The organism is Microbacterium sp. T32, assembly GCF_001619615.1.
Lineage (GTDB): Bacteria > Actinomycetota > Actinomycetes > Actinomycetales > Microbacteriaceae > Microbacterium.
On record NZ_LQQP01000018.1, the window covers coordinates 17,780 to 33,820 of the forward strand.

At 70.5% G+C, this 16,041-nt stretch carries 18 protein-coding genes, 1 tRNA gene and 1 other RNA gene; 14 read left to right on the forward strand and 6 right to left on the reverse strand.

The annotated features are described in order from the left end of the window. Positions 1-8 precede the first annotated feature (8 nt). From AVW09_RS11325 to AVW09_RS17715, 4 genes are all read left to right on the forward strand, one after another. Positions 9-212 (forward strand): hypothetical protein, encoded by a 204-nt coding sequence (locus tag AVW09_RS11325; protein WP_063258181.1) that lies wholly within the window; start codon positions 9-11, stop codon positions 210-212. Between the two features lie 52 nt (positions 213-264). Continuing rightward, the gene (locus tag AVW09_RS11330) at positions 265-678 is read left to right on the forward strand and encodes a YkvA family protein (RefSeq protein WP_082822934.1); all 414 of its coding nucleotides are present in this window, start codon (positions 265-267) and stop codon (positions 676-678) included. Positions 679-799: 121 nt separating this feature from the next. Continuing rightward, positions 800-1,039, forward strand: coding sequence for a hypothetical protein (locus tag AVW09_RS11335; RefSeq protein ID WP_063258182.1), 240 nt, complete (start codon positions 800-802; stop codon positions 1,037-1,039). Between the two features lie 165 nt (positions 1,040-1,204). Then, positions 1,205-1,381 carry a hypothetical protein gene (locus AVW09_RS17715; protein ID WP_156496069.1) on the forward strand — a complete coding sequence of 59 codons (177 nt, stop codon included), beginning with the start codon at positions 1,205-1,207 and terminating at the stop codon, positions 1,379-1,381. A gap of 18 nt (positions 1,382-1,399) precedes the next feature. Here AVW09_RS17715 and rnpB read toward each other — a convergent pair. The 3 genes from rnpB to AVW09_RS11350 all read right to left on the reverse strand — a co-directional run bounded on the left by rnpB (position 1,400) and on the right by AVW09_RS11350 (position 4,240). Further along, positions 1,400-1,764: RNase P RNA component class A (gene rnpB, locus AVW09_RS11340), an RNA gene on the reverse strand. A gap of 28 nt (positions 1,765-1,792) precedes the next feature. Beyond that, entirely contained in the window at positions 1,793-3,454 is a 1,662-nt protein-coding gene (locus AVW09_RS11345) for a bifunctional 3'-5' exonuclease/DNA polymerase (RefSeq protein ID WP_231901825.1), read from the reverse strand. Between the two features lie 57 nt (positions 3,455-3,511). Then, positions 3,512-4,240 (reverse strand): zinc ribbon domain-containing protein, encoded by a 729-nt coding sequence (locus tag AVW09_RS11350; protein WP_063258196.1) that lies wholly within the window; start codon positions 4,238-4,240, stop codon positions 3,512-3,514. Between the two features lie 76 nt (positions 4,241-4,316). On the opposite strand from AVW09_RS11350, the gene AVW09_RS11355 reads away from it, so the two are divergent. The 4 genes from AVW09_RS11355 to AVW09_RS11370 all read left to right on the forward strand — a co-directional run bounded on the left by AVW09_RS11355 (position 4,317) and on the right by AVW09_RS11370 (position 5,429). Further along, positions 4,317-4,640 carry a hypothetical protein gene (locus AVW09_RS11355; protein WP_063258184.1) on the forward strand — a complete coding sequence of 108 codons (324 nt, stop codon included), beginning with the start codon at positions 4,317-4,319 and terminating at the stop codon, positions 4,638-4,640. A 14-nt stretch (positions 4,641-4,654) separates the two neighbouring features. After that, positions 4,655-4,727, forward strand: a tRNA-Val gene (locus AVW09_RS11360). A gap of 47 nt (positions 4,728-4,774) precedes the next feature. Then, positions 4,775-5,092 carry a hypothetical protein gene (locus tag AVW09_RS11365; RefSeq protein ID WP_156496070.1) on the forward strand — a complete coding sequence of 106 codons (318 nt, stop codon included), beginning with the start codon at positions 4,775-4,777 and terminating at the stop codon, positions 5,090-5,092. Between the two features lie 79 nt (positions 5,093-5,171). After that, on the forward strand, positions 5,172-5,429 hold the full coding sequence (locus tag AVW09_RS11370; RefSeq protein WP_063258186.1) for a hypothetical protein: 258 nt from the start codon (positions 5,172-5,174) through the stop codon (positions 5,427-5,429). A 107-nt stretch (positions 5,430-5,536) separates the two neighbouring features. Here AVW09_RS11370 and AVW09_RS11375 read toward each other — a convergent pair whose 3' ends face one another. Next, the gene (locus AVW09_RS11375) at positions 5,537-6,232 is read right to left on the reverse strand and encodes a DUF1345 domain-containing protein (RefSeq protein ID WP_063258187.1); all 696 of its coding nucleotides are present in this window, start codon (positions 6,230-6,232) and stop codon (positions 5,537-5,539) included. A gap of 229 nt (positions 6,233-6,461) precedes the next feature. Between AVW09_RS11375 and aceE the strand changes: the two genes are divergently transcribed. The 6 genes from aceE (at position 6,462) to AVW09_RS11405 (ending at position 14,096) form a co-directional block, all read left to right on the forward strand. Further along, positions 6,462-9,188, forward strand: coding sequence for a pyruvate dehydrogenase (acetyl-transferring), homodimeric type (gene aceE / locus AVW09_RS11380; protein ID WP_063258188.1), 2,727 nt, complete (start codon positions 6,462-6,464; stop codon positions 9,186-9,188). Positions 9,189-9,277: 89 nt separating this feature from the next. After that, positions 9,278-10,465 (forward strand): PucR family transcriptional regulator, encoded by a 1,188-nt coding sequence (locus AVW09_RS11385; RefSeq protein WP_063258197.1) that lies wholly within the window; start codon positions 9,278-9,280, stop codon positions 10,463-10,465. 82 nt (positions 10,466-10,547) lie between these two features. After that, positions 10,548-11,468 (forward strand): ACP S-malonyltransferase, encoded by a 921-nt coding sequence (locus AVW09_RS11390; RefSeq protein WP_063258189.1) that lies wholly within the window; start codon positions 10,548-10,550, stop codon positions 11,466-11,468. Further along, complete coding sequence (locus AVW09_RS11395) at positions 11,465-12,469, forward strand: beta-ketoacyl-ACP synthase III (RefSeq protein ID WP_063258190.1); 1,005 nt, start codon at positions 11,465-11,467, stop codon at positions 12,467-12,469. The genes AVW09_RS11390 and AVW09_RS11395 overlap by 4 nt, the downstream gene beginning before the upstream one ends. 74 nt (positions 12,470-12,543) lie before the next feature. Beyond that, a complete protein-coding gene (locus AVW09_RS11400; RefSeq protein ID WP_022880558.1) occupies positions 12,544-12,792 on the forward strand; it encodes an acyl carrier protein in 249 nt (82 codons plus the stop codon). Between the two features lie 65 nt (positions 12,793-12,857). Continuing rightward, a complete protein-coding gene (locus AVW09_RS11405; RefSeq protein WP_063258191.1) occupies positions 12,858-14,096 on the forward strand; it encodes a beta-ketoacyl-[acyl-carrier-protein] synthase family protein in 1,239 nt (412 codons plus the stop codon). 144 nt (positions 14,097-14,240) lie between these two features. On the opposite strand, the gene AVW09_RS11410 is transcribed toward AVW09_RS11405, so the two are convergent. After that, positions 14,241-14,744, reverse strand: a complete 504-nt coding sequence (locus tag AVW09_RS11410) for a DUF3145 domain-containing protein (protein ID WP_022880560.1) — start codon at positions 14,742-14,744, stop codon at positions 14,241-14,243. A 121-nt stretch (positions 14,745-14,865) separates the two neighbouring features. Next, on the reverse strand, positions 14,866-15,831 hold the full coding sequence (locus AVW09_RS11415; protein WP_063258192.1) for a hypothetical protein: 966 nt from the start codon (positions 15,829-15,831) through the stop codon (positions 14,866-14,868). Positions 15,832-16,041 lie beyond the last annotated feature (210 nt).

The window sequence follows — 16,041 nt, forward strand, 5'->3', positions numbered from 1 at the left end:
CAACTGAGATGGCAAACACTCCCGGCCGGTCCGTGCTGTGGAAGTTCTGGATCGTAGGCGGCTTTCTGACGGCAGCCGTTGGCTTTCTGGTCCTGGCGCTATTCCTTCTCGATGCTGGGCGCCAGGTCGTTCCGGGGGTGCTGGGAGCATTATTCGTCGTGATTGGCCTCATCGCGGCTATCATCGGCTGGACGAAGTCAATGTCACGCTGAGAGGTTCACTCTCGACGCCGACGGCGAAGTTCCCGCGATTTCCTGAGTCGTTTTGACTGGCTACGTCGAGTTGCTCTTCGGCCCTGGCCTGATCGTCGTCGGCGGCGGGCTGGCCGTGCTGTGGGTGGCGCTGATCGTCGTGCTCGTCGTTCAGCATCGCCGTCGCGGGCGTGAGCTGGACTGGCGCGAGACCCTGCGGCTGATCCCCGATGTCGTCCGGCTCGTCGGTCGGTTGGCCGCCGACCCGTCGGTGGCGACGGGCACACGCATCTGGCTCGGCGCGCTCCTCGTCTACCTGCTGCTGCCGGTCGACCGGGTGCCAGATTTCCTTCCAGTGTTCGGCGTGCTCGACGATGCTCTGACCGCCGCGCTCGTGCTGCGCCAAAGGATCCGGCAGGCCGGTCGTGATGCCGTCGCCCGCTACTGGCCCGGCACGACCGCGGGGCTGAAGGGAATGTTGCGTTGATCGGCCTCGGAGGGGACGAGTGCGGGCGCTGAGGAGAGGACTTCGCCAGGATGGGTGCCGCGCGGGGACCCTCTGCCCTAATGTCAGCACTGATCGTGTGCACGACACAGAGGGGGAAATCGTGAGCAATGACTACAGCGGAGTCGCCGCAGGACTCGGATTCGGCGTGCTGCTGGTCGGGATCATCGTCTACGTCGGGATCCTGGCGCTCGCTATCTGGATCGGATACCTCATCATGCGGACGGCCGTGAAGAACGGCATCCTCCGCGCCGATGAGGAGCGCGCCCGGCGCGGCTACGGAGGGCGCGGGATGCTGCCGCCCGAGCCGCCGACGGGCTACGGTCCCGGCCCCGGAGTGTGAAAGGCACTCTCCGAGTAGCTGCCGCCGGGGTGGCTCTTGCATCGTTCCACCTGAAACGGTCATCACGAAGGCCGCTGCCTGGGGCCTCGCCGCTGTCATCGCCGGAACGTATTTCGGGTTCCTCGCGGCGACGGCGAACGCGATCGTGAGTTGTCAGGAGTAGGGATGCGTCGACTTCTCGTGTGGGTCCTGATCGTCAGCGCGGTGCTCTTCACCGGCGCCGTTGTGGTGGCGGCGCTCTCGGGCGCGGCGACCACGCCCCTTGCGATACTGGGGGCGGTGTCGATCGGCGGACTCGTCCTGGTCATGCTTCTCGTGCGCCCGAGAAGGCGAGACGAATAGTGGCCAGGGCTTGAGGCGCGAATGGGCCGGCCTGTACGCCGGGTTCTGTCCGGGGGCGTGAGCCCCGTGGACGGTCATCTCTCTCGGCGACACGTTGCCGTGCCGCTCCAGCGGCCTACCCGGGGACTCGGCGAGCCGCGTCGTCATCCCCTGTCTGGCCTTGCTCCGGACGAGGTTTACCTCGCGGGTCGTGTCACCACGACCCCGGTGGTCTCTTACACCACCCTTTCACCCTTACCCGCGCCGTGAAGCGCGGGCGGTCTGCTCTCTGTGGCACTGTCTCGCGGATTGCTCCGGGTGGGTGTTACCCACCGTCCTGCCCTGTGGAGCCCGGACGTTCCTCGGCACGGGCGAACCCGTGACGCGACCGTCCAGCCGACCCATTCGCACCGTCGAGTCTACGCGGGAGGTTCAGCCCTTCTCGGCCGTCTCACCGATCCGCAGGTCGAGGGGGAAGTCGATCGGGAACGTCCCGAACAGCAGCCGACCCGCCGATGCCGCAGACTCCCGCACCGCATCGGCGACGGCATCGGCGTGCTCGACGGGGGTGTGCACGACGATCTCGTCGTGCAGGAAGAACGCCAGGTGCGGCACCCGTGCGAACGCGGGGCCGGACGCGGGCGCGGAGCGGGTGGCATCCACGGGGTCGAGGGCGGACAGGCGGGTGCGCAGGTCGGCGAGCCACGCGAGGGCCCACTCGGCGGCGGTGCCCTGCACGACGAAGTTGCGGGTGAAGCGGCCGCGATCGCGGGCGGCGCGGCGGGCGCGGGTCTCGTCGACTCCGGATGCCTCGGCGTCGCTGGCCCGCGATTGCACGGCGCGCCACAGCTCGCCGGCGGGCGGTGAGGTGCGGCCGAGCCACGTCTGCACCCGTCCGCCCTCCTCGCCGACGCGCGCGGCATCGTCGACGAGCGCCATCGCCCGCGGGAACGTGCGTCGCAGCCGCGGAACCAAACGCCCGCTCTCGCCGCTCGTCGCGCCGTACATGGCCCCGAGCATCGCGACCTTGGCCTGGGCGCGGGTGCCGACGGCTCCGGCATCCACGATTCCGGCGTAGAGATCGCGGCCGGACGCCGCCTCCGCCAAGGCCGTGTCGCGGGCCATCGCGGCGAGCACGCGCGGCTCGAGCTGCGCGACGTCGGCGGTCACCAGGGTCCAGCCGGGGTCGGCGCGGACGGCGGTGCGCAGCTGCCGCGGAATCTGGAGTGCTCCCCCGCCCGACGACGCCCAGCGTCCGGTGACGACGCCGGCGGGGACATAGACCGGGCGGAAGCGGGAGTCGTGGATCCACTCCGCCATCCACGCCCAGCCGTTCGCGGTGTAGAGCCGCATGAGCTTCTTGTACGCGATGAGCGGGGCGACGGCGGGGTGGTCGTGCTCGGCGAGCTCCCACCGGTTCGTCGACTCGACGAAGAGTCCCGCGCGGTGGAGCGCGCGCAGCAGACGCGGCTGCGAGTCGAGCGACACGGATGGGTCCCCGAGCGCATCACGCACCGCGGTCGCGGCCCGCTCGACCCGCGTCGGCAGTCCGCCCGCGACGCGGGTGCCGAGCTGTTCCTCGAGCAGTCGCTCGTGCGTCTCGACGCTCCACGGGAGTCCCGCGGCGTGCAGTTCCGCGGCGATCAGGGCTCCGGCCGACTCGGCCGCGGCGAGCAGGCGCAGCGCCCCGGGCGTGCGGGCCGACGCGATCGCGGCGCGCTGCCGGCGGTACTCGGCGGCTGCGGCCTCGACGTCGTCGGGCGGGCCGGTGCTCGCGGCGCCGAGGGAGAAGAGCGTGTCGGTGTCGTCGGACGCCGAGGCCGTGGCATCCCATTCCGGGTGACCGCGCAGATCGTGATCGTCGACGACGGCTTCGGCATCGCGGAGGAACGCGTGCACGAGCCGCAGGTCCCACGCGCGCGCGACCCGGACCCCGGATGCCAGCACCGAGGCGTACCAGGAGGGCGTGTCGCTCCACACCCACCGCAGGTCTCCCCCGGCTTCGCGCTCGCGGATCGCGGCGGGCAGGTCATCGCGCGCGACGGTGACGGTGCGGACGACGGAGCCTTCGGCATCCAGGTCGCTCAGGGCGATGGTTCCGGATGCCGTGCGCCCGACGACGACCTCAGTCGACGAGGACGCCAGGGCGGGTCACCGCGATTCTTCGGTGCGGACGAGGATCGCGCCGCACTCGGGGCAGAACACGACCTCGTCGGTCTGGGCGCGGCGGACCTCGGCCAGGTCGCTCGGCGGGAGGACCATGCGGCACGCCTCGCACGCGCCGGCGCGCAGGAGCCCGGCGCCGTTGCCACGGGCGGCCAGACGCTCGTACAGGGCGAGGAGGTCGGACGGCACGCCACCCGCCACGGCTTCGCGGTCGCGACGGGCGGCTTCGAGCCGGTCGGTGGCTTCGGCGACGACCCGCTTCGCCTCGGCGCTGAGCTCGGCGCCCTGCGCGTTGGTCTCGGCGATGATCGCCTCCTGCTCGGCGACGGCCGCGTCGGCCGCCTCGAGCTGCTCCATCAGGGCGATCTCGGCGTCTTCGAGGTCGCTCTTGCGGCGCGCGAGCGAGGCGAGCTCGGCCTCGAAGCCCTGCGCCTGCTTGGCGTTGGTGGCGGCGGCGAGCCGCTCGGCATCGCGCTTCACGCGCGCGTCGACGACCGCGACGTCGGACTCGACGCGGGCCAGCTCGGCCTTGAGGTCGTCGCGCACGTTCGCGCGGTTGCCCAGCTCTTGAGTAAGCGACGACCGCTGCGCGATGAGCTCGCGCACCTTCGCGGCCTGCGGCGGGTTGCCCTTGACGTGCTCGTCGCGGCGGATGCGGGCGTCGAGGTCGGCGAGATCGAGCAGTTTGCGCTGGTCGGCGGGGTCGGCGTTCACGGAGTCCACGCTACCCCGGGGGTGCGACAGCGGTGTTCCGGATAGCGTGGAGGTTCCCCGTGGAGAGGATGTCGGTGTGAATCCGCTCGCAGCGCTGATCGGTCTCGTCTTCGTGGCGATGGGGCTTCTCGCCTATACAGGCCGATGGAAGGGCTGGATCCGGTTCCGCCGCGGGTTCGGGAGCACGATCGGGTTCGCCTGGCTGTGGTTCGGAGCCGCGACCACAACGGCCTCGCTGGCCGTCGCGGTCTCCTCGCTGCGGCCGGTGTTCTTCGTGCTCGTGGCACTGGCTGCGGCGCTGCTCGCGATCACGGTCGTCGCAATGTTCTGGCTTCCGCGCGCGCTTCTGCCGTCCTGGTACCTCGAGCTGCGCGACGGCTCCGGCCGCCGACCTCGATAGACTCGAGGCATCCAGGGCCTTTAGCTCAGCTGGTAGAGCGCCACGTTTACACCGTGGATGTCGTCGGTTCGATCCCGGCAGGGCCCACTCCATACATGCGTGGCCGATGATGGCCTGTCCGGCAGACTCGCGGCATGAGCGACCGCGCAGCCTCTCCTCCCCCGGAGCCTCTCACCTGGCGGCAGCTGTGCGCCGTGATCGGATGGATCGTGCTGGCCGGTTCCGTCCTCGGCGCCGCGGTCTTCGTCGGCGACACCTTCCGGGCTGGGATCGGTGCGGCGCTCAACGCGGAAACCGAACCCCCGCCGAACTCGGGTGCGTGGTGGATTCTGCTGGGCGCGGCCGCGTCCTTCGTCCTCGCCATTGTGGGCCGGCGGTGGGTTCTGCTCACACTGTCCGCGCTGTTGCTTCTCGTTGCTCTCGTCCTCACGCAGGGGCGGGCGGGGGCGTGATCACCCGCGCGCCCGAACGTTCACCCGCGATTGCGTTCCGCGGCTTGCGCGTCTGGGGCCGCCTGCCAGGGTGGATGCCATGCCCTCCCTGATCCAGCAACGGTTCGCGATCGACCGCATCCGCGTCCGCGCCCTCTGGATCATCGCGGGGAGCGCCAGTCTGCTCGCGATGAACGGCGTGCTGGCTCTCAGTGGGTCGTTCAGCCTGTTCTCAGCGTTCTCACTCGTGGTCTGGACCACTGGCGTGGCGTCCGGCATCGCGGAGTTGCTTCGCTTCCGGCGAGCGATCCGCGAGTTCGAAGCGGAGCACGGGCCGGGCTCCGGGCGACAGGACTAAGGAAGGACCAGCGGACCCGTGCTCCTGGGTCCGATTGCGGGACTCTCCGGAGCGCGCCGGCACTACGCGGCAACGGCCGCACCCACGCGCCAGGCCCCACTCGAACCTCAGTTCAGAATGTTCACGCTCCGCGCGATGACCAGCGCCAGCAGGACGAACCCCGAGATGGCCTGCACCATCATGAACAGCTTCGCGCGGACGCTCAGGGGCATCACGTCGGTGGGGCTGAACGCCATGGCGTTGGATGCCGAGAAGTACAGGTAGTCGATGTATCCGGGCGCCCAGTCCGCGGTGTTGGACGACCGACGCTTCACTTCGCTCACGGCATCCCCGTCGGAATCCTGCGGGAACTGGAAGTCGGCCGGCTGCAACTGACCGCGGGGATCGCGTCGGCGGGCGACGGGCCCCCCGCGGTCCATCTCCCAATAGACGGCGCCGTAGCCGATGACGTTGATCGCCCACACCTGCGCCGCGCCGAGCAGCGTCACGGCGCCGTTGCCCTGTCCGTCGAGCAACTGGCGGACGAGAAGCACGAACGCGACCTGGTTCGCCAGAAGAAGGATCGACACGAAGGCGAGGGCGAACGCGCGCCCCACGCGCGAATCACGGTCGAAGCGGGTCGGGTGAGCGATGACCATCGCGATCGTGCACAGCAGGCTCGCGCCCACGACGACGTACCGCAGTTCGCCGGAGATGTCGCTCGGCAGCACGGCGTACAACACGGTTCCCAGCGCCAAGAAGATCAGCACAGGCCAGCGGTGCTCCGGCCGGGTGCGGAATTCCGCGGATTCCTTCGACGTCACGCGCTCAGGCTAGACCGCACCGACTCCCCCGCCGGGAGCATCGCGTTGGCGTCGGAAACATCGGATGCCTCGCCGCCGAGGCATCCATTCCCCGTCGCCCGGGTATGCGCATCCGTCGGGGTCGCGACTGACTAGGCTGGACGACGGTGAATTGTGCGGAGCAGACAAGGGTTGCCGCACGAGTATGGCGATTCTCTGGCATGACCTGCCAGACGACGAAAGGTCTTCCGTGACTGTTCACGATCAGGATCCGTATTCGCAGGGGCCGCAGGACAGCGACCCGGAAGAGACCGCGGAATGGCAGGAATCCCTGCACCAGCTGGTCCAGGCGAAGGGCCCCGGCCGCGGGCGCGAGATCATGCTGAGCCTGCTCAAGGGCTCGAAGGATCTGCACCTCGGCGTTCCGATGGTGCCGACCACCGACTACATCAACACGATCGCGCAGTCGAACGAGCCGGAGTTCCCCGGTGACGAAGAGCTCGAGCGTCGCTACCGCAAGTGGATCCGCTGGAACGCTGCGGTCACCGTCCACCGCGCGCAGCGTCCCGGCATCGGCGTCGGTGGCCACATCTCGACCTATGCGTCGTCGGCCGCCTTGTACGAGGTCGGCTTCAACCACTTCTTCCGCGGCCTCGACGACCCGTCCGGCGGCGACCAGATCTTCATCCAGGGCCACGCCTCCCCCGGCACGTACGCCCGCGCCTTCCTCGAGGGCCGCCTGACCGAGGCGCAGCTCGACGGCTTCCGCCAGGAGAAGTCGGCCGCGCCGAACGGCATCCCGTCGTACCCGCACCCCCGTCTCATGCCGGAGTTCTGGCAGTTCCCGACGGTGTCGATGGGTCTCGGTCCGATCAACGCCATCTACCAGGCGATGTCGAACAAGTACCTCAGCAACCGCGGCATCAAGGACGTCGGCGACTCGCACGTCTGGGCCTACCTCGGCGACGGCGAGATGGACGAGGTCGAGAGCCGCGGCCAGCTCCAGGTCGCCGCGAACGAGGGTCTCGACAACCTGACATTCATCGTCAACTGCAACCTGCAGCGCCTCGACGGCCCGGTGCGCGGTAACGGCAAGATCATCCAGGAGCTCGAGAGCTTCTTCCGCGGTGCCGGCTGGAACGTCATCAAGGTGGTCTGGGGTCGCGAGTGGGACGACCTGCTCGCCCGCGACACCGAGGGCGCACTGCTCAACCTCATGAACTCGACGCCCGACGGCGACTACCAGACGTACAAGGCCGAGAACGGCGCGTACGTCCGCGAGCACTTCTTCGGTCGCGACCCGCGCGCGCTCGAGCTGGTCAAGGACTACACCGACGAGCAGATCTGGGGCCTCAAGCGCGGTGGTCACGACTACCGCAAGGTCTTCGCGGCGTTCAAGGCGGCCAAGGAGCACAAGGGCCAGCCGACCGTCATCCTCGCCAAGACCATCAAGGGCTACGGCCTCGGCCCCCACTTCGAGGGTCGTAACGCCACGCACCAGATGAAGAAGCTGACGCTGGACGACCTCAAGGCCTTCCGCGACGCGATGGACATCCCGGTGTCCGACGCGCAGCTGGAAGAGAACCCGTACCAGCCGCCGTACTACAACCCCGGCGAGAACGACGAGACCATCAAGTACATGCTCGAGCGTCGTCGCGCGCTCGGCGGCTTCCTGCCCGAGCGCCGCACCACGCACGTGGGTCTCGAGCTCCCCGGCGACCAGGCGTACGCGCTGCCGAAGAAGGGCTCGGGCACGCAGGGAGTCGCCACGACGATGGCGTTCGTCCGCCTGCTCAAGGACCTGCTCCGGGTCAAGGGCTTCGGTCACCGCATCGTGCCGATCATCCCCGACGAGGCCCGCACCTTCGGCATGGATGCCTACTTCCCGACGGCGAAGATCTACAACCCCAAGGGTCAGCACTACACGTCGGTCGACCGCGAACTGCTCCTGGCCTACAAGGAGAGCCCCGAGGGTCAGATCATCCACGTCGGTATCAACGAGGCGGGCGCCCTCGCGGCGTTCACCGCGGCCGGTACGTCGTACGCCACGCACGGCGAGCCGCTGATCCCGGTCTACGTCTTCTACTCGATGTTCGGCTTCCAGCGCACGGGCGACGCCCAGTGGGCGGCCGGCGACCAGATGGCGCGCGGCTTCATCATCGGCGCGACCGCCGGGCGCACCACGCTGACGGGCGAGGGCCTGCAGCACGCCGACGGACACTCGCAGCTGCTGGCATCCACGAACCCCGCCACGGTGTCGTACGACCCCGCGTACGGGTACGAGATCGCGCACATCGTGCGCTCGGGCATCGAGCGCATGTACGGCGGCGAGCACCCCGACCCGAACGTCATGTACTACATCACGGTCTACAACGAGCCGCTGGTGCAGCCGGCCGAGCCCGAGGGCGTCGACGTGGACGGTATCGTCCGCGGCATCCACCGCGTCTCGGTCGGCGAGGGCGAGGGCCCGCGTGCCCAGCTCCTCGCGTCGGGCGTCGGTGTGCCGTGGGCGTACGAGGCCCAGCGTCTGCTCAAGGACGACTGGGGCGTCGTGGCCGACGTGTGGTCGGTGACCTCGTGGACCGAGCTCCGCCGCGACGGCCTCGCCGCCGATGAGCACAACTACCTGCACCCCGATGAGGAGCCCCGCACGGCCTACCTCACGGAGAAGCTTCGGGATGCCGAGGGCCCGGTGGTCGCGGTCAGCGACTGGATGCACGCCGTCCAGGACCAGATCCGCCAGTGGGTGCCGCAGCGCTACCTGACGCTCGGTGCCGACGGGTTCGGGTTCTCCGACACCCGCGCCGCGGCCCGTCGCTTCTTCAAGATCGACGGCCCGTCGCTCGTCGTCCGCACCCTCCAGGGTCTCGCGGACGAGGGCAAGGTCGACCGCGCCGTGGTCGGCCAGGCCATCGAGAAGTACCGCCTGTACGACGTCAACGCCGGTACGAGCGGGAACGCCGGCGGCGAGGCCTGATCCGCGTGACCGATCGCGCGGCCGTCGACGGTTCGGGAGGGAGCGGGAACACCGTCCCCTCCCGGGCCGCCGAGGAGAAGGCCGAGACCCTGGCGTGGCTGCGCCGGATCTCGGGCGACCTCGCGACCGCGACGATCCAGCGCCTCGAAGAGACACTGCCCTGGTACGCCGAGATGCCGCCGGCCCGCCGCTCCGCGGTCGGGCTGGTGGCACAGGCGGGCATCACGTCGTTCCTGCAGTGGTTCGAGGAGCCCGCCTCCACCCCCGCGATCGCGGCCGACATCTTCGCCGCAGCCCCGCGTGAGCTGCTGCGGAGCGTCAGCCTGACTCAGACCCTGCAGCTCGTCCGCGTCACCGTCGAGGTCATGGAGGAGCGCGTCGCGGGACGCAGCGAACGCGTGCGCGAGGCGATGCTGTCGTACTCGCGCGAGGTCGCCTTCGCCGCGGCCGACGTCTACGCGCGCGCCGCCGAGGCCCGCGGCCTGTGGGACGCGCGGCTGGAAGCCCTCGTCGTGGACTCGATCCTCACCGGCGAAGCGGACGACGAACTCCCCAGCCGCATCGCCGCCCTCGGGTGGCACGGCCACGGCGAGGTCGCGGTGCTCGTGGGCACGACTCCCCCGCAGCTCGACGTCGACCACGTCCGCCGCACCTCGCGCAAGCTGGGCGTCGACGTGCTCATCGGCGTGCAGGGTTCTCGGCTCGTGCTCGTCGTGGGCCGCGCGGATCTTCCGGTCCGCGGCCGCGAGGACGCCACCGAGCTGCCGTTCACCGAGATCGCGAAGCGCCTCGAGCCGAGCTTCGGTTCCGGACACCTCGTCCTCGGCCCCGCCGTCGCCGCCCTCGTCGACGCCGGGCAGAGCGCCCGCGCCGCCCTCGCCGGGTTCGCCGTTGCGCGCGCGTGGCGGCACGCCCCGCGTCCGGTCGAGGCGGACGACCTGCTCCCCGAGCGCGCTCTCGCCGGTGACGCCGTGGCCAAGCAGACGCTCGTGGAGCGCGTGTACCGCCCGCTCCACGCCCACAGCGCCGACCTGGTCGCGACGCTGTGGAGCTACCTCGACAACGGCCGCTCGCTCGAAGCGACGGCGCGCGAGCTGTACGTCCACCCCAACACCGTGCGGTACCGCTTGAAGCGCGTATCCGAGGTGATCGGGTGGGATGCCACCGGCCCCCGCGAGGCGCTGATCCTGCAGACGGCCCTGATCCTCGGATCGATCGGAACGGATGCCACGCGCCGACGCGGAACGGGTGTTCGGCGCGCCACGCTCCCCCGCTGATGCACGGCGCGCACAAAGACACGCCGATTTTCTGTGCCGATATCTCCAGAACGGCCCGCCGGATCCTTGGCAGGATGGGACGGTGATCATCGCCGTCTTCCCCGGGCAGGGTTCCCAGACCCCCGGGTTCCTCTCGCCGTGGCTCGAGATCGACGGGACGCGTGAGCGTCTGGCCGAGGCTTCCGAGCACGCCGGCGTCGACCTCCTCGCCGCCGGCACCGAATGGGATGCCGACCGGATCCGCGACACGAGCGTCGCGCAGCCGCTGATCGTGGCCGCGAGCCTGCTGTCGTGGGGCGTTCTGCGCGACCGCGCCGGCCAAGGCGCCGACGGTGTCGCGGGCCACTCGGTCGGCGAATTCGCCGCGCTGGCGGCATCCGGTGTCCTGTCCGAGGCAGACGCGCTGCGTCTCGTCGGGATCCGCGGTCGCGCGATGGCCGAGGCCGCCGCGATGGTCGAGACGGGCATGAGCGCCGTCGTCGGCGGCGACGAGCAGACGGTGCTCGACCGGCTCGCCGAGCTGGGTCTGACGCCCGCCAACTACAACGGCGGCGGCCAGATCGTCGCGGCGGGTGAGCTGTCGGCCCTCGCCGAGCTCGCGGCCGAGGCGCCGCGCGGATCGCGCGTCATCCCGCTCCAGGTGGCCGGTGCCTTCCACACGCGCTTCATGGAGCCCGCCGTCGAGACGCTCCGCGCCGCCGCGGCCGACGTCACCGTCTCCGCGCCGCAGACCACGCTGTGGACCAACTCGGACGGTTCCGTCGTCGAAGACGGTCGTCGCGCCGTCGACCTCGTCGTCTCGCAGGTCGCCTCGCCCGTGCGCTGGGACCGGAACATGGCGTCCTTCGCCGAGCACGGCGTGACCGGCATCATCGAACTCGCGCCCGCCGGTGCCCTCACGGGCCTGGCCAAGCGCGCGCTGCGCGGCACCCCGACCGTCGCAGTCAAGACCCCGGACGACCTCGACGCGGCCGTCGCACTCCTGAAGGGAGAGCAGGCATGAGCACCCCCGTCCTCCGTCAGCTCCAGGGCCCGGCCCACACCCGCATCTACTCGTACGGCGCCGCCCGCGGCGAGAACTTCGTCCCCAATGACGACCTCGTCGGTCCGATCGACTCGAGCGACGAGTGGATCCGCCAGCGCACCGGCATCGTCACGCGCGTCCGCGCCAACAAGGAGACGGATGCCATCGACCTCGCCGCCGCGGCCGCGGCCGAGGCCGTCGAGAAGTCCGGTGTCGCCCCGAGCGACATCGACGCCGTGATCGTCGCGACGATCAGCAACCCCAAGCAGACGCCGTCGGCTTCGGCCATCGTCGCCGACCGCATCGGCGCCAACCCGGCGGCCGCGTACGACGTCAACGCGGCCTGCGCGGGCTTCGCGTACGGCGTCGCGCAGGCGGACGCCCTGATCCGCGGCGGTCTCGCGACGCACGTCGTCGTCGTGGGTGCCGAGAAGCTCAGCGACGTCGTCGACCCGACCGACCGCAGCATCTCGTTCCTGCTCGGCGACGGCGCGGGCGCTGTGGTCGTGGGCCCGAGCGACACCCCCGGCATCGGCCCGACCATCTGGGGCTCCGACGGCTCGAAGGCCGACGCGGTGGGCATGAACCACACGCTGACCGAGTTCCGCGACGGTGTGGCCCCGTGGCCGACGCTCCGCCAGGAGGGTCCCACCGTGTTCCGGTGGGCCGTCTGGGAGATGGTCAAGGTCGCCCGACAGGCCATCGAGGCCGCCGGCATCCAGCCCTGCGACCTGGCGGCGTTCGTGCCGCACCAGGCCAACATGCGCATCATCGACGAGTTCGCGAAGCAGCTGGGGCTGCCCGAGACCGTCGTGATCGGCCGCGACATCGAGACCACCGGGAACACCTCGGCGGCGTCGATCCCGCTGGCCACCCACCGACTGCTCGAGGAGCACCCCGAGCTCAGCGGCGGCCTCGCGCTGCAGATCGGCTTCGGCGCCGGTCTGGTGTTCGGCGCGCAGGTCGTCGTGCTTCCCTGACGCAGCGTCCTCGAACTCTAGACTGATCGGGGCCCGGACGACTCCCCGGGCCGCCCCCAACAACAGGAGAAATCATGGCATTCACCAACGACGAGGTTCTCGCCGGCCTGGCCGAGCTCATCACCGACGAGACCGGCATCTCGGCCGACGAGGTCGCGCTGGAGAAGTCCTTCACGGACGACCTCGACATCGACTCGATCTCGATGATGACGATCGTCGTCAACGCCGAGGAGAAGTTCGGCGTCACCATCCCCGACGACGAGGTCAAGAACCTCAAGACCGTCGGCGACGCTGTCACGTTCATCACGTCGAACCAGTCCTGACCCTCCCGGTGGGGGCCACGGCCCCCACCGGTCACGACCCCTCCGGCCGCACCAAGGATCACACCATGAGCACATCCCGCATCGTCGTCACCGGTATCGGTGCCACCTCGCCCATCGGTGGCACGGCACCCGAGAGCTGGGACGCCCTGCTTTCCGGTGCGTCGGGCGCGCGCACCCTCGAGCACGAGTGGGTCGAGCAGTACCAGCTGCCCGTCACGTTCGCCGCGGAAGCGCTCGTGCGGCCCGAGACGGTGCTCGGGCGTCCCGTCGCCAAGCGCCTCGACCCCTCCTCGCAGCTCGCGATGGTGGCGGCGAAGGAGGCGTGGGAAGACGCGGGCAGCCCCGACATCGACCCCGATCGCCTCGGTGTCGACTTCGCCACCGGCATCGGCGGCGTGTGGACGCTCCTGGATGCCTGGGACACCCTGCGCGAGAAGGGCCCGCGTCGGGTCATGCCGATGACGGTCCCGATGCTCATGCCCAACGCCGCGGCCGGCAACCTGTCGCTGCACTTCAACGCCCGCGCGTTCGCCCGCACCGTGGCGTCGGCGTGCGCGTCGAGCACCGAATCGATCGTCAACGCGGTGCAGCACATCCGCGACGGCCTGGCCGACGTGGTGATCGCCGGCGGCACCGAGTCGGCGATCCACCCGATCACGATCGCGTCCTTCGCCTCCATGCAGGCGCTCTCCAAGCGCAACGACTCCCCCGAGACCGCGTCGCGTCCCGGCAGCATCGACCGCGACGGCTTCGTCATGGGCGAGGGCGCGGGCGTGCTGATCCTCGAGACCGAGGAGCACGCGAAGGCTCGCGGCGCCAAGATCTACGCCACGATCGTGGGCGGCGGCGTCACCGCCGACTCGTACCACATCACCGCCAACGACCCCGAGGGCCGCGGTGCCGCCCGCGCGGTGCGCATGGCGCTGGAGATGGCGGGAGCGTCGCCCGACGACGTCACCCACATCAACGCCCACGCGACCTCCACCCCCGTCGGCGACCCGAACGAGTACCAGGCGCTGCGCGCGGTCTTCGGCGACCGCGTCGACGAGATCCCCGTGTCGGCGACGAAGGCATCCACGGGTCACCTCCTCGGCGGCACCGGCGCCCTCGAAGCGATCTTCACGGTGCTGGCGCTGAAGAACCGCGTCGCGCCGCCCACCATCAACCTCACCGAGCAGGACCCCGAGGTGCCGTTCGCCATCTCCGGCTCGCCGGTCGAGCTCGGCTCGGGCGACCAGCTGGCCATCAGCAACTCGTTCGGCTTCGGCGGCCACAACGCCGTCGTCGCGATCGCCTCCGTCTGATCACAGCCGAACGCCCCCGGCATCCCCCGACTGCGGCGGGATGACGGGGGCGTTCGGTTCGTCGTCGGGAGGGAGATACGCGATCCCGGTGCCGGGAAGCGGTCACCGGCCTCCGGTAGTGGCGCCTCCCCCACCCGACGTCTGTCAGCCGACCTTGTGCAACCAGACGATGTGCTGGTTGTCGCCGGCGTGGCGGAACGGCTCGAGCTCCTCGTCCCAGGCGGAGCCCAGGGCGACGTCGAGCTCGCGCTGCAGTTCGAAGGGATCCCCGGCCGCGACGTCCATCGCGTAGCGCACGCGGTCCTCGCCGATGACGACGTTGCCGGCCGAATCGGTCTGGGCATAGTGGATGCCGAGCCCCGGGGTGTGCATCCAGCGGCCGCCGTCGCTGCGTGGCGTGGGATCCTCGCTCACCTCGAAGCGGAGGTGCTCCCAACCGCGGATGGCGCTCGCGAGGGCGGCGCCTGTTCCGACCGGGCCCTCCCAGTAGAACTCGGCCCGGCGGCTGCCGGCGAGCACCGGCTGGTCGGACCAGTCGAAGTTGACCGCACGGCCGAGTGCGCGTCCCGCCGCCCACTCCAGGTGGGGGCACAACGCGCGCGGCGCCGAGTGGATGAGGATCACTCCGCGCGAAGACGTGGTCGCCATGGTCTCTCCTTCGTCAGGTACGTCTTCCCCTACGACCTGCGCGAGAGCGGTGGCGGCTGTTCGGTTGTCTCGGTCATTATCGCCGCTTCATAACGAAATCACAACACTGTGATTCTGCCGGTCACGGGCCGAACCACAGCTTCCAGTAGAGCGCGAAATTGCGGTTGCCGTAGGAGGAGCAGCCGTCGCCCTTGTCCCACCGGGCGGCGATCGCCGCGGGGTTCGGCTGGTACGGCGTGTAGTTGTACAGCGCGGCGGTGGCATGATTGCGGATCTCGATGTCGCTGCCGCCGCACGCCGGGTCGGGCGAGTACGCGATGTAGTGAGTGCCGGGCTGGCGCATGAACGCCGACGCCCGGTAGGCCTTGAGGTCGGTCGCGCCCTGCGCGACCTGCGCGGCGAAGCCCGCCTGGCCGGGGTCGCACGCGGCGTCGTCGGGGCAGCGCGCGCCCATCGCGGCGCCGAGCGCCTCGGGCGACGGAGCACGGGCGATCCGCCCCGACACGAGGCTCTGCTCCTTCTGCAGAGTCACGAGCAGCACCTTCGCCGAGATGCCGCACGCGCGCTGCACGCGGTCGATGATCTGCGCCGCCGTGAGGTTGCCGCCGTCGTAGGCCGCGCAGACCGTCTCCCCCGTGTCCTGCGACACGATCGCGTCGCGGGCGGGGAGGTCGGCGCGCAGGACGTTGAGACACGCGTCGTTCTCGCAGACGCCGATCTGGTCGTCGAGGAAACGTTGGATCTCGTCGGCATCCATCGCGTTGCCGTCGTAGAACGCGGCGTCGTCGATGAGGAAGCCGGGGTCGAACCCGGTGAGGTCGACCGTGGCCTTGCGCGCCGCGACGTTCCAGTCGGAGTTCCACGCGGCGACGAGGTGCACGAGCGGGACGGTGGCGGCGACGACGAGCCCGAGGACGAGGGCGGCGAGGATGCCGACGGTCCAGCGTCGCCGGCGGAGTTGGCGGACGCGGGCCGGGCTGCGCTTCGGGCGTCGGGCTGCGGGTCGGGCGGAGGTGCGGGCGACGGACCGCGCTTGCGGGTTCGACGGAGACGTGGCGCGGGCGCCTCGGTTCCCTCGCGTCGCCATACGACGATCGTGCCGCACCGCGCTGACCACGTGCTGGACGCGGTCGGCGCGGCGCGGCGTCGTTCAGCTCCCGTTCGCCGCGGGCGGTGTGGCTCCGGGGGTGGGGGCTTGACCGGGCGTGGGCGCCTGGCCCGGGCTGGGCGGCGTGGGGGCCGTGCCGTCGGCGGAAGGGGTCGGCGGAGTCGGGGCGCTGCCGTCGGCGGGCGGGGC